Here is a 12,398-nt window from a genome sequence, read left to right as displayed (position 1 = left end):
GGCCGTGTCAGTCGACATCGTGGTTGAATGACACAATGCCTTCGCGAGCAGGCTCGCTCCCACAAGGTTTTGTGTAACCTTGCAGCCTTGTGTGGTCTGGGGTTGGAAGGTATGCGGTTTATTGTCGGTCTGTTTTTGGGCGTGTTGCTGTCGGGTTGCGAGCAGCGCGATGCGCCAGCCCTCGACCAACAACTCTACATCTGGCAACGCCAATGGACGCCGGCCCATGCGCTGGCGCTGCGTGGCAGCCACGATGACTTCTCGACACTGCGCGTCCTCGCGCTGCAGGCCTTTCCAAACGCAGGATGGAGTCGCGCCCGGATCGATGCGCCGTTATTGAAAGCCGATGGCCGCCCGTTGATCGCGGTGATTCGTCTCGACGGCCAGCTCAAGTCGCTGGATCAGGATCAAGTCACCACGCAGATTCTTCAGGTACTCGCCGAGTGGCAGGCGCAAGGCCTGACGCTGAGCGGCGTCGAGATCGATCACGACGCCGGTAACGCACGCTTGCCGGTCTACGCTGAATTCCTCAAACACCTGCGCTCGGCATTGCCGAAAGATATCCCGCTGAGCATCACCGCACTGCCAGCCTGGCTCGACAGTGCGCAGTTGCCCGCGCTCCTGCACACCGTCGACAGCAGTGTGCTGCAAGTCCACGCCGTCAGCGATCCGCGTCGGGGATTGTTCGATCCTGATCAGGCGTTGAAGTGGGCCAAGGCCTGGGCGCGAATCACCGATAAACCTTTTTATCTCGCGCTGCCGGCTTACGGTGTCGCGCTGTTGCCGGATGACGGCGGGGCGCCGGTGGTGGAGAGCGAAGTGCAAATAGAGCGGGTCGGTGAGCGCCGGGAGCTGCTCGCCGATCCGCAGCAGTTGAGCCAACTCGGCAAGGCCTTGCGCGAGAGCCCGCCCGCGCATCTGGCCGGTCTGATCTGGTTTCGTCTGCCGCTGGCCAATGATCGCCGCGCCTGGAGCCTGACCACCCTGCGCGCGGTCGCCCGTGGCGATCAACTCGTCAGTCGGCTCGGCGTGACGTTCAGCGAACACAGCGGTCTGTACGACATCAAACTCGACAACCCGGGCAATCTCGACAGTGCCTGGCCGGTGCAAATCACGCTGAAGGCGCAAAACTGTGAAGGCGCCGATGCGCTCGCCGGTTACTCGTTGCAACAAAGCCCGGATCTGCTTACCTTCACCCGCCTGCGCGACGGCCGATTGCCGGCGGGTGGACAACGCGTCATCGGTTGGGCGCGTTGCGCAAATATTGATCAAGGAGGTTCGCATGTTGACCCGTAACTGGCCCCGCCATCTGCTCTGCCTGAGCCTCTGCCTGCCGCTGGGTTCGGCGTTCGCCTGCGGGCCGGATTTCCCCATGCGCCTGCTCGACAATCGCGGGCAGACTCTCGCGGATCTGCCTGAGGGCAACTTCAACTTCGAACTCAGTCGCCTCGGCAAAACCATTGCCGGGCTGAAGAACGTCACCGCTGCAACGCACAATCCCAACGACCTGTACGGCGAGGAAAACGCGGCCGCCGAGGCGCGCGGAAAAGCCGAGCAGGCTGGCCTGAGTGCCGAGCAGCAAGTACTGGTCAAGCAATTGCGCGAGCTGACCGATGCACGTCAGGTCGAGGTGCAGGGCGCCAGCCTGCCGGCGGAAATCCGTTTGTACGTGGCCGGCGCGGTGGCATTTGCCACGGGCGAGCATCAACTCGCCGTCGATTATTTCAACAAGCTGCTGGCGCTGCCGGCGGATCAGCGTCCGTTGCGCAGTACGTGGGCGGCGTATTCTCTCGGGCGTACATTGTTCGCCATGAGCAGCGAGGCCGGGGATAAAGTCGTCGCGCTGGAGCGATCGCGTGATGCGTTCCGGCAGGCCCGGCAACTGAGCATCGATGGTTTCAGCGATCCGCTGGAACTGGGTGTTGCCAGTCTTGGCGAAGAGGCGCGTGTTGTGCGCGCCGCCGGCGACTGGAACGGCGCGATTGAATTGTATGAAGCGCAGAATCTGCATGGCTCAGCGGTGGGTTACACCTCGCTCAAGCAATTGATGAACGAACTGGCGGAGTTGCCCGAGGCCGAACTGGCTGAGTTGCTCCAGCACAAATCCGTGCAGCAATTGGTGACGGCCTCGCTGGTCAGCCGCCAGGGCTGGTCGTTCGGCGACGAGCCGCCGAACGAGAAGAAACTGGTCAAGCTGCTGCAAAACAGCACCCGTGGCAGTCTGGAAAACGCGGATCGTCTGGCGGCGATGAGTTATCAACAGGGTGATTACGCTGGGGCCAAGGCTTTTCTCGAGAACGCCGGCGACGGTGGATTGGCGTGGTGGCTACGGGCGAAACTGGCGGTGCGTGACGGCGATAAAAATGCCGCGGCCGCCGCCTATTCGAAAGCCGCGCAGGCCTTCCCGCAGAGTGAAGACTGGGGTTACCGGCGCACGCCGGACTGGGCGTATGAAGCCGTTCAGCCGAAGTGCCGGGTCGAGGGCGAAAGCGCGATTCTCGCCTTGCAGCGCGGCGAATACCTGCAAGCCTTCGTGCAGTTGTATCGCAGCAACAGCACCTATTGGTTCGACGCTGCGACCGTGGCCGAACGCGTGCTGACGGTCGAAGAACTGAAAAAATACGTCGACGACAACGTCCCGGCGCCGCCCGCATTGACCCAGCAGGAGCGCGACAACTACGTGCCGTTGCCGGTCGCCGCCAGCCTGCGCAATCTGCTCGGTCGGCGCCTGTTGCGTGAAGGGCATTACGCCGACGCGGTGGCTTATTTCGACAATCCCGACCTGCAAAACAAGGCTCGCCTCTACGGCGAACAACGGCTGAAGGCTGATGCCGCGTGGTGGCCGACCAAACGCGCCAGTGCGTTGTATAACGCCGCGTGGACGGCGCGTGAATGGGGCATGGATATTCTCGGTTACGAGATGGCGCCGGACTACGCCACGTTCGGTGGCAACTACAGCCTGGAAAGTGTTGAGTTGAAAGTCGGCCCGCTGGTGTCCGAAGCGGAAATCAAACGTCAGCAGGCCAGCACCGCGCAACCGGATCAGCGTTATCACTATCGGTTTGTCGCCACCGCATTGGCCGGTCGCGCCGCCGACAACCTGCCGCACACCAGTCAGGCATTTGCCGCTGTGTTGTGCAACGCCGCAGGCTGGAACAGCAGCCTGGAAGATCAGAGCGCGCTGTATCAGCGCTATATCAAGGAAGGCCCGTTCGTACCGTGGGCGGTGGACTTCGGCAATCAGTGCCCGTACCCGGATTTCGAAAACGCCGACAAGCGTTACGTCACTCAGGTAACCGATGCTGTGCGCTCGTCGTTGCGGCCGTACAAGTGGCCGGTGCAGATCGGCGCGGTTGTGCTGGTCGCGGGCGCTGCGTTGCTGTTGATCAGTCGTCGCCAGCGCAAGGCCCGCAAAGGCTAAGCCTGCTGGACGAAGGTCAGGCGCACGGCGAAACCGATCAGCAGGCTGCCGAACAGCCATTGTTGTACGCGTTGGGCCGTTGGACTGTGTTGCAGCCAACGGCCCAGCGCGGCGCCGGTGAGGGCGTAAGCGCTGTCGAACAATAGACCGATGCCGACCAGCAACATGCCGAGCACGGCGAATTGGTTCAGCACCGGAGCACCGTCAGTGACGATGAACTGCGGTAACAGCACTGAGCAGAACAGCAATGCTTTCGGGTTGAGCAAATTGGTCAGCAAACCGCGACGGATCGCTTCGCGCCATTGCCCGTGGGTGTTGGTCACCTCGCCAGTCGTCAGGTTCGGCAGCAGGGTGCTGCGCAGGCATTGAATGCCGATCCACAACAGATACGCCGCCCCCGCCAATCGCACCGCCTCGAATGTCCACGGCGCGGCTTTGAACAGCGCCGCCAGCCCCAACGCCGCCAAGGCCACGTGACAACCACGGGCAACGCCCAGGCCGATGGCAGTGGCCAGCGCCGCACCGCGCCCCTGGCGGGCACCGGTTTGCAGCAGCAGGATCATGTCCGGGCCGGGCAACAGATAGACCACCGCCAATGCCAGGAAAAACAGCCAGAGACTCGCCACGCTACACCCCTTTCGTTGTCGATTCGGTGAGCCAAGTCTAGGGCCGAAAGGTGGGGCAGGTGCTTGCGTAGTCCGCTTCAAAAGCCTGCTGCTTTAGCATAACCTGCTGGTTTTCACCGTAACGACTATCAGGATCTGCCAAACATGAAACTCGACGCCTTTGATCGCAAGATTCTCGCGGCCCTGCAACGCAATGGACGCCTGAGCAATGTCGAGCTGGCGGACGAAATCGGCCTGTCGGCCTCGCCGTGTCTACGCCGGGTGCGGATGCTGGAAGAGGCCGGGGTGATCCGTGGCTATCAGGCCAATCTCGATCGCGATGAGGTCGGGCTGGGGTTGACGGTGTTTGTCGGGGTCAAGGTCGAGCGTCATAACGACGAGCAGGCCGAGGCCTTCTACAAAGCTGTCACCGCATTGCCGGAAGTGATTTCTGCGTTTCTGGTGTCAGGAGAGTCGGATTTTCTGCTGCAAGTGGTGGTGCCGGACTTGCGCGCGTATGACCGCTTTCTCAGCGGCTGTCTGTTGAAGTTGCCCGGGGTGAGCGATATTCGCAGCAACTTTGCGATTCATACGGTGAAGACGCCGGGGGCTTTGCCCTTGGGGCATCTTCCGCTGTAGACCGAGTCGCACCCTTCGCGAGCAGGCTCGCTCCCACAGTGACCGCGCTCCTTCTGGAGGACTGCGGTCGAATGTGGGAGCGAGCCTGCTCGCGAAAGCGGGAGTCCGGTCAATAAAGATTTCAGAACCCTACATCTGCGTCGCCATTCCCTCGACATTCATCGCCGCCTGGCGCAATGCCTCTGATCTTGTTGGATGCGGATGGCAGGTCAACGCAATGTCCTCGGCCGAAGCACTGAACTCCATCGCCACACAAAACTCGCCAATCATTTCACTGACGCTCGGTCCCACGAGATGTACGCCGAGTACTTCGTCCGTGCGCTCGTCGGCAATGACTTTGGCAAAGCCCTCGGTCTCATGGTTGATTTTCGCCCGGCTGTTGGCGGTGAACGGAAACTTGCCGACCTTGTAGGCGCGCCCTTCAGCCTTCAGTTGCTCTTCGGTCTTGCCGACGCTGGCCAGCTCCGGTCGGGTGTAGATCACGTTGGGGATCAGGTCGTAATTGACTTCGCCGGCCTTGCCGTGGATCTGCTCGACGCAGGCCATCGCCTCGTCTTCAGCCTTGTGCGCCAGCATCGGGCCTGAGGTCACGTCGCCGATCACCCAAATGCCAGCGGCTTCGGTGCGATGCTGTTTGTTGGCGAGCATGCCGCGTTTGTCGGTGCTCAGGCCGACGTTTTCCAGACCCAGGCCTTGGGTGTACGGACGACGACCGATCGCCACCAGCACGTAATCGGCCTCGAGCAGTTCAGCGCTGCCACCCGCCGCAGGCTCGACGCTGAGCTGTACACCGGTGGCGGAAGACGTGGCGCTGGTGACTTTCGAGCTCAGCTTGAAGGCGAGGCCCTGTTTGCTCAGCGAGCGTTGCAGGGTTTTCCCGGCCTCGCCATCGACGCCGGGGCAAATGCGGTCGAGGTATTCGACCACGGTGACCTGCGCACCCAGCCGTCGCCACACCGAGCCCAATTCCAGGCCAATGACGCCGGCACCGATCACCACCAGATGCTTGGGCACTTCACTTAGCGACAGCGCGCCCGTTGAGTCGAGGATGCGTTTGTTATCGATTTCGACGCCTGGCAGGGGAGTGGGCTCGGAACCTGTGGCGATGATGATGTCCTTGGCGGTCAGTTCGATTTTGTTGCCCTGATCGCCAGTCACCGTGACCTTGCCGGGACCGTCGATGTGGCCCCAGCCTTTGATCCAGTCGACCTTGTTTTTGCGAAACAGAAATTCGATGCCTTTGGTCAGGCCGGCCACGCTTTCGTCTTTCTGTTTCATCATTTGCGCGAGGTTCAGCGTCGGTTTGACCTCGATGCCAAGGTTGGCGAATTCCGCCCCCATCGCCGCGTCATACAGCTCCGAGGCATGCAACAGGGCCTTGGAGGGCATGCAACCGACGTTCAGACAGGTGCCGCCGAGGGTCGCGCGACCTTCCACGCAAGCAGCCTTGAGGCCCAGCTGGCCGGCGCGGATCGCCGCGTTATAACCACCGGGGCCGCCGCCCAGAATCACTACGTCATAGTTGCTCATGCGCTTGCTCCTGATTGATGGATGCGGATCGCTAAAAGTAGTTCCGGATAAAAATTATGAACGTAATATGTGCGTTTCGAGGCTTTTCGGTCAAGGCTTCAGGCAAGCGACAGGTTGGGCATCTTTGAATAAGGGTAATTGTGTACGAATATTTCACGCTTTTCGTTATATCGTAACGATATGAACAGCGGACCATTGAATTTGGGGTGATATGCAAGTCGATCTGGAGGTGGATGGCACGCAAGTGACCGGACTGCCGCGCTTTCAGCAGGCGGCCGTGCAGAGCCGGCACTTGCGACGTTGGGCGATCAGCCTTGGCGGATTGGCCGGAGCGGGGTGGTTGCTGGCGTTTTTTGTCGGCCTGTTTGCTCCGCAGTCGTTGTGGTTGCCGTTGCTGATCAATCAGAGTGCGGCGTTGCTGGTGTTGGTTGCCGGGATGCAATCGGCTTGGTGGGTCACGCAATGGCGAGCGCAGGCGATCAATCCTGTCGCGGTGACGCCGGTAGCCGTGGACGAAGAATCTGCGCCGCAAGGTTGGTACGAGCGATTATTGGAGCGCCTGAGCCAGTGCAGTTTGCATCTGCTCGGCCAGATCGGTGCGGCGACCCTGTGGTTGGGCGGTCTGGCGCTGCTGGTGGTGTTAAGCATCGACCAGGTGTGGAACCTCGCTTTGCCCGCCGCGGCCGTCGGTTTATCCGCCACAGTCGGCGCGGCGCTGGCGTTGTTATTGGCGTTCGGCTTGCTGGTGCTGGAGCGACAATTCGCACAGGAAAATCCCGCGCAATGGCCGGACGCGGGCTCACTGGCACAACTGACGCGTGTGGCAATCATCACGCTGGTGCTTGGGGCGCTGTGCTTACTGTTCGCCAGCGAGAACGCCATTTGGCCGGTTCGCGTCGCCGTTCTGCTGGGGATATTGCCGGGATTGGTCGCGATTGAGCTGTTATTGCGCGCTGTTCTTTCGATTTTCAGTCCGCGCCGAGAACAGCTCGAACCGACGCTAATGGCGCGCAGTTTCGTCGCCGGCATGCTGCGCTGGCCGCCACAGCCATTGCTCGCGTTGCAGCATGAATTGCACAACCGTTTTGGCATCGATCTGCGGCAGATCTGGGCGTTCAGTTACATGCGCCGGGCGTTTCTGCCGGTGCTGGCGTTGGTTGCTGCCGTGGGGTGGTTGCTCACCGGCATTCATGAAATCCCCCTGCAAGGCCGCGGCATTTATGAGCGTTTCGGCAAACCGGTGCAGGTGTTCGGCCCGGGATTGCATACAGGTTTGCCGTGGCCGCTGGGGCGCGTGCTGATCGTTGAAAACGGCGTGGTGCACGAATTGGCAACCAGCGTCGGCGAGAATCCGGTGCCGGTGCGAGCCGATCCTGCTGAAGGTCCGGCGCCATTCACAGCCAATCGTTTGTGGGACGCCAGTCACGTCAATGACAAATCGCAAGTCATTGCCAGCAGCCGTGGCGATCAGCAGAGCTTTCAGATCGTCAACATGGACGTGCGTTTCGTCTATCGCATTGGCCTGACTGATCAGGCAGCAGTGGCGGCGACCTACAACAGCGCCGACGTGCCGACACTGATCCGCAGCACCGCCAGCCGGATTCTGGTGCACGATTTTGCCTCGCGCACGTTAGACGGTTTGCTCGGCGAAGATCGGGTAGGGCTGGGCGAAGAGATCGGTCGTGCGGTGCAACGCGATTTGCAACAACTCAACAGTGGCGTGGAGATTCTCGCCACGGTCGTCGAAGCCATTCACCCGCCGGCCGGTGCCGCCAATGCCTATCACAGCGTGCAAGCCGCACAGATCGGCGCGCAAGCGTTGATCTCCCGCGAACGTGGCGCCGCTGCTGAAGCGAGTAATCAGGCGCAGTTGCAGGCCAGCCTTGCTCGCGATCAGGCCAGCGCCAATGCGCGGGAAACCAGTGCCACGGCGCAAGCGGCGGATCTGAAATTCACTGCCGAGCAAAAAGCCTACGCCAGTGCCGGTCAGGCCTTCGTGCTCGAGCAATACCTCGGCCAGCTCAGTCAGGGCCTGAGCAAAGCCAAATTGCTGGTACTCGATCATCGCCTCGGTGGCAGCAGCAATGCGCCGACCATCGACCTGCGTACCTTCACGTTGCCGGCTGACCCGACGCCCGCGCGCACCACCGCTCAACCAGGAGTCACCCATTGAGCCAGTCGCACACGCACCAACCGCATGATCACAGCGGCCACGATCACGGCCACGGCGGACATCATCATGGGCATCATCACCATCACCACGGTGCGCCGGAAGAGGCGGGGCCGTTTCCGTGGCGGCGCATGGGCTGGGCCGTGTTGCTGGTGGCGTTCGCCATCGCCGCCGCGAGCCTGGTGCAAGTGCGCTCCGGTGAAGCCACGGTCATCACCCGTTTCGGTAATCCATCGCGGGTGTTGCTCGATCCGGGTTTGAGCTGGCGCTGGCCGGCGCCGTTCGAAGCGGCGATCCCGGTGGATCTGCGGCTACGGACGACGTCCAGCGGCTTGCAGGATGTCGGCACGCGTGACGGTTTGCGCATCATCGTCCAGGCCTACGTGGCGTGGCAGGTGCAGGGCGATCCGGACAACGTGCAGCGATTCATGCGCGCAGTGCAGAACCAGCCGGATGAGGCTGCGCGGCAGATTCGTACCTTTGTCGGCTCGGCACTGGAAACCACCGCCAGCAGTTTCGATCTGGCGAATCTGGTCAACACCGATGCCAGTCAGGTGCGCATCGCCGACTTCGAAGCTCAGTTGCGTCAGCAGATCGATCAGCAATTGCTCGCGACCTATGGCGTGCGTGTCGTGCAGGTCGGCATTGAGCGTTTGACCTTGCCGTCGGTGACGCTCACCGCCACGGTCGATCGCATGCGCGCCGAGCGTGAAACAATTGCCACCGAGCGTACGGCGATTGGCAAGCGCGAAGCCGCGCAAATTCGTTCCGCTGCCGAGCGCGATGCGCGAATTGTGCAGGCTGACGCCACGGTGAAAGCGGCAGAAATCGAAGCACAATCTCGCGTCGAAGCCGCACAGATCTATGGCCGTGCGTACGCCAGTTCACCGCAGCTGTATAACTTGCTTCGTTCGCTGGACACCCTTGGCACTATCGTCACGCCGGACACCAAACTGATTCTGCGCACCGATGCTGCGCCATTCCGCGTGCTGGTCGACGGCCCGCCGACACTCGACAGCAAATCCGGATTGCAGCCATGAATGAACAAGTTCCACGTGGAACACATGCGCTGAACAGTCCGTGGATTCAGGCTGGGCGTTTGGCGTTTTTTGCTTTGTATGCGGTGACGGTACTGGCCGCGTTGGCTTGGGCGTTTTCCAATGTGCGGCAAATCGATCCGCAGAATCGAGCGGTGGTTCTACACTTCGGCGCGCTGGATCGCATCCACAACGCCGGCCTTTTGTTGGCCTGGCCACAGCCTTTCGAACAGGTGATTCTGTTGCCGGCAGCCGATCGGGTTATTGAATGTCGCGTCGAGAATCTGCTGCGCAGCGATGAGGCGCTCAAGGCCGATCGGGTCGCATCGTTCGCTGCACCCATCAGCGATGCCCTGGCCGGTTCTGGTTATTTATTGACCGGTGATGCGGGGGTGGTGCAACTGGATGTGCGGGTGTTTTACAAAGTCACCGATCCTTATGACTTTGTCTTGCAGGCTGATCATGTGCTGCCGGCGTTGGATCGATTGGTCACCCGCAGCGCTGTGGCACTGACTGCCGCGCGGGATCTGGACACCATTCTGGTGGCTCGCCCAGAGTTGATCGGCGCCGATAATCAAGCGGCCGAACGCCGTGAACGGCTGCGCGGTGATCTGGTGCAAGGCATCAACAAACGCTTGGCCGAGTTGAAGGTGAGCGGGCAGGGCATCGGTATCGAGGTGGCGCGGGTCGATGTGCAATCGAGTCTGCCCGATCCGGCGGTCAGTGCTTTCAATGCGGTGTTGACCGCCAGTCAGCAAGCCGACAAAGCCGTGGCCAACGCACGCACCGACGCCGAGAAACTCACGCAGACCGCCAACCAACAAGCCGACCGCACGCTGCAAGTTGCTCACGCGCAGGCCGGTGAGCGCCAGGCCAAAGCCTCGGCCGACACCGCCACGGTATCGAGTCTGGCCAGCAGCACCGACCCGCAAATGCTCCTGCGCCTTTATCGCGAGCGCATGCCGAAGATTCTCGGTCAGGCCGGATCGGTAACCACGGTCAACCCGAAAGACGATTCCCGCCTGATCATTCAGGGAGCCAGTAAATGACCGCGACCATCGCCGCACCAAGTCTGTTGTCCTCGGCCGAACAACGCCGCGCTGCCCGACAACTGACCTTGGCCATGCTTGCACTGGGCTTGCTGGGGCTGGGCTTGATCTGGCGTTGGCTGGTGCCGGAGCAAACCGGTGTCAGCCAGTTGCTGTTGGGTTTCGCTTCTTTATTGGTCGCCGTGCCGGTCATGCGTTCGGCGTGGTACAGCCTGCGTTATCCGAGTCTGCATGGCATCACAGATCAACTGATTGCTCTGGCCATGCTCGGCGCGTGGGCAACCGGTGATCTGCTGACGGCGGCGTTGCTGCCGATCATCATGATCTTCGGCCATGTGCTGGAGGAACGCAGCGTCATCGGTTCGCAGGAAGCAATTCATGCCCTCGGTCAACTGACCCGCAGCCATGCGCGTAAGGTACTGACGGATGGCTCGATCATCGAAGTGGACAACGGCACATTGAAGGCAGGCGACACCGTTGAAGTGCGAGCCGGTGATCGAGTGCCGGCAGATGGTCGGGTGTTGTCTGGCCAAGCCAGCCTCGACACCGCTTCGATTACCGGAGAATCAGTGCCGGTCGAGGCGGGCGTCGGCATGAGCGTATTTGGCGGCGCGATCAACCTCGACGGCCTGTTGCGCATCGAAGTGACGCGAACCGGCGATGAGTCGACGCTCGGCAAGGTCATCGCTCTGATGCAGAACGCCGAGCGCTCGAAACCGCCGATCACGCGTTTGCTCGAACGCTACGCTGGCAGCTACATGGTGCTGGTATTGCTGCTGGCGGCGGTGACCTGGTTCATCACCAATGATGCGCAGGCAATGCTCGCCGTGTTGGTAGCGGCGTGTCCCTGCGCGTTGGTGTTGTCTGCCCCGGCGACGGCGATTGCCGGTGTGGCAGTGGCGGCACGCCACGGCATTCTGATTCGCAGCTCGGCGTTTCTTGAAGAGCTGGCTGATCTCACTTCACTGGTGGTCGACAAGACCGGGACGCTGACTTACGGCACCTTGCGCTTGCAGTCGATCGACAACCCGCGCGCAGAGTCGTCCGCGATCATGGCACTCGCCGCCAGTCTCGGGGCGGCGAGCAGCCACCCGGTCAGTCGTGCGCTCGCAGGGCTGGTCACTCAAGACCAATGCTTACCGTTGAGTGATATCCATGAGCGCCAGGGACTCGGGGTCGTGGCCATGACCGGGCAGGGCGAAGCGGCGCTTGGCCGCCCGGAGTTGTTCGCGCAACTCGGCATTATTACGACAACTATTCCCGATCATGACGGCCCCATCGCCGGGCTGGCACTCAACGGTGAGTTCCTTGCCTGGCTGCTGCTGGCGGACAGCGTCAAACCGGAGGCCCGCTTTGCCCTCAGTGAATTGCGTGAACTGGGTCTGGGTCGACAGCTGTTGCTCACTGGCGATCGCCAGAGCGTGGCTCAGTCGCTGGCCAAGGATGTCGGGTTGCATGAGGTCGAAGCCCAGGCGTTGCCCGAAGACAAACTCAATCGTGTGCTCAAGGAAATCGACAACGGCTTCCGGCCGATGGTGGTCGGTGACGGCATCAATGATTCGCTCGCGCTCAAGGCGGGCGTGGTTGGTGTGGCGATGGGCGCGGGAGGTGCGGACATTGCGCTGGCCTCGGCAGACATCGTTTTGATCGGCAGCGACCTGCGCCGACTGGGCACCTGCGTGCGCCTCAGCCGTCAGTGCCGCAGGACGTTGCAGGTCAACGTGATCATTGGTCTGGGCTGGACGCTCGCCATCGTCGTGTTCGCCGCATTCGGCTGGCTCGGCGCTGCCGGGGCGATGATCGCCGCGCTGCTGCACAACCTCAGCACGCTGCTGGTACTGGGCAATGCCGGGCGGTTGCTGCGCTTTCAGGAGCCGTTATTGAAGCTCAAGGAAGAGCCTTGAAAATTATTTTTGATCTTCTGTAACGCCTTCGGGGGCGCTCTCT

The 12,398-nt window shown here is 61.6% G+C and carries 9 protein-coding genes; 7 read left to right on the top strand and 2 right to left on the bottom strand.

All coding sequences use genetic code 11. The features are described from left to right. Positions 1 to 111: 111 nt before the first annotated feature. Positions 112 to 1,296, top strand: coding sequence for a DUF3142 domain-containing protein (locus AB4N44_RS17185; RefSeq protein WP_460108305.1), 1,185 nt, complete (start codon positions 112 to 114; stop codon positions 1,294 to 1,296). Next, a complete protein-coding gene (locus tag AB4N44_RS17180; RefSeq protein ID WP_460108308.1) occupies positions 1,283 to 3,421 on the top strand; it encodes a hypothetical protein in 2,139 nt (712 codons plus the stop codon). The genes AB4N44_RS17185 and AB4N44_RS17180 overlap by 14 nt, the downstream gene beginning before the upstream one ends. On the opposite strand, the gene AB4N44_RS17175 is transcribed toward AB4N44_RS17180, so the two are convergent. Then, complete coding sequence (locus tag AB4N44_RS17175; protein ID WP_316917357.1) at positions 3,418 to 4,047, bottom strand: LysE family translocator; 630 nt, start codon at positions 4,045 to 4,047, stop codon at positions 3,418 to 3,420. The genes AB4N44_RS17180 and AB4N44_RS17175 overlap by 4 nt on opposite strands. A gap of 144 nt (positions 4,048 to 4,191) precedes the next feature. Between AB4N44_RS17175 and AB4N44_RS17170 the strand changes: the two genes are divergently transcribed. Next, positions 4,192 to 4,665 (top strand): Lrp/AsnC family transcriptional regulator, encoded by a 474-nt coding sequence (locus tag AB4N44_RS17170; RefSeq protein WP_064116528.1) that lies wholly within the window; start codon positions 4,192 to 4,194, stop codon positions 4,663 to 4,665. A gap of 129 nt (positions 4,666 to 4,794) precedes the next feature. Here AB4N44_RS17170 and lpdA read toward each other — a convergent pair whose 3' ends face one another. Further along, positions 4,795 to 6,195, bottom strand: a complete 1,401-nt coding sequence (gene lpdA / locus AB4N44_RS17165) for a dihydrolipoyl dehydrogenase (RefSeq protein WP_150749902.1) — start codon at positions 6,193 to 6,195, stop codon at positions 4,795 to 4,797. A gap of 211 nt (positions 6,196 to 6,406) precedes the next feature. On the opposite strand from lpdA, the gene hflK (AB4N44_RS17160) reads away from it, so the two are divergent. Genes hflK (AB4N44_RS17160) through AB4N44_RS17145 form a run of 4 tightly spaced genes read left to right on the top strand, consistent with a single transcriptional unit; the run spans position 6,407 to position 12,355 of the window. Beyond that, on the top strand, positions 6,407 to 8,368 hold the full coding sequence (gene hflK, locus AB4N44_RS17160) for a protease modulator HflK (RefSeq protein ID WP_460108312.1): 1,962 nt from the start codon (positions 6,407 to 6,409) through the stop codon (positions 8,366 to 8,368). Further along, positions 8,365 to 9,405, top strand: a complete 1,041-nt coding sequence (gene hflC / locus AB4N44_RS17155) for a protease modulator HflC (protein WP_460108315.1) — start codon at positions 8,365 to 8,367, stop codon at positions 9,403 to 9,405. The genes hflK (AB4N44_RS17160) and hflC overlap by 4 nt, the downstream gene beginning before the upstream one ends. Beyond that, positions 9,402 to 10,451 (top strand): protease modulator HflK, encoded by a 1,050-nt coding sequence (gene hflK / locus AB4N44_RS17150; RefSeq protein ID WP_460108317.1) that lies wholly within the window; start codon positions 9,402 to 9,404, stop codon positions 10,449 to 10,451. Before hflC ends, hflK (AB4N44_RS17150) begins: the two co-directional genes overlap by 4 nt. Continuing rightward, positions 10,448 to 12,355 carry a heavy metal translocating P-type ATPase gene (locus tag AB4N44_RS17145; RefSeq protein ID WP_160042415.1) on the top strand — a complete coding sequence of 636 codons (1,908 nt, stop codon included), beginning with the start codon at positions 10,448 to 10,450 and terminating at the stop codon, positions 12,353 to 12,355. Before hflK (AB4N44_RS17150) ends, AB4N44_RS17145 begins: the two co-directional genes overlap by 4 nt. Positions 12,356 to 12,398 lie beyond the last annotated feature (43 nt).

The organism is Pseudomonas sp. S3_C06 (genome assembly GCF_054667675.1).
This window is presented reverse-complemented; position numbering and strand designations above follow the sequence as displayed.